The organism is Bradyrhizobium sp. 159 (assembly GCF_023073795.1).
Taxonomy (GTDB): Bacteria; Pseudomonadota; Alphaproteobacteria; order Rhizobiales; family Xanthobacteraceae; genus Bradyrhizobium.
The window spans coordinates 1-516 of sequence record NZ_JADPKE010000033.1 but is presented as its reverse complement, the minus strand read 5'-3'; the positions used below and the strand labels follow the sequence as shown (position 1 = coordinate 516).

Here is a 516-nt window from a genome sequence, read left to right as displayed (position 1 = left end):
GGGTTATGCCAATCGTCATCTTCCTAATCGGGATCGCCGCCGGAGCAGCGTCACCACTCCCAAGTCCGCATGCACCCATGGACCACGTTTTTTAACGGGGATTCTGCCTCCAATAAGCTGACGGCCGCTACCCTCCTAGCCAAGAAGATAGCACAAGGCTGTTTCTACCCCGCGCAGGCGCGCCACAACGCTGGACAGTTTTTTAGGATATCCCGCTCGGCCTTCAACCTGGCGACCTCACGGCGCAACCGCTCGATCTCCTGCTGCTCCGGCTTCATCTGCCCGTGGCCGGGAAAGGCCTGCACCGGATCGGAGCCGAACTCTTTCACCCATTTGCGCAGAACGTTCTCATGAACATCCAGGTCGCGCCCGGCCTGCGCCACCGACACCCCACGCTCCCTAACCAGCTTGACCGCCTCGATCTTGAACTCGCGACTGAACTTCCGTCTCTTCATCGCCCACCTCCGGCTTCATGAAACACCTAATCCTGGTGTCCATCAAACCGGCAGCAGCTCA

The 516-nt window shown here is 59.5% G+C and carries 1 pseudogene; it reads right to left on the bottom strand.

From position 1 onward, the window contains the following. Positions 1-200: 200 nt before the first annotated feature. Positions 201-455 (bottom strand): annotated as a pseudogene (locus IVA96_RS07685) (transposase); the annotation flags it as partial. Positions 456-516 lie beyond the last annotated feature (61 nt).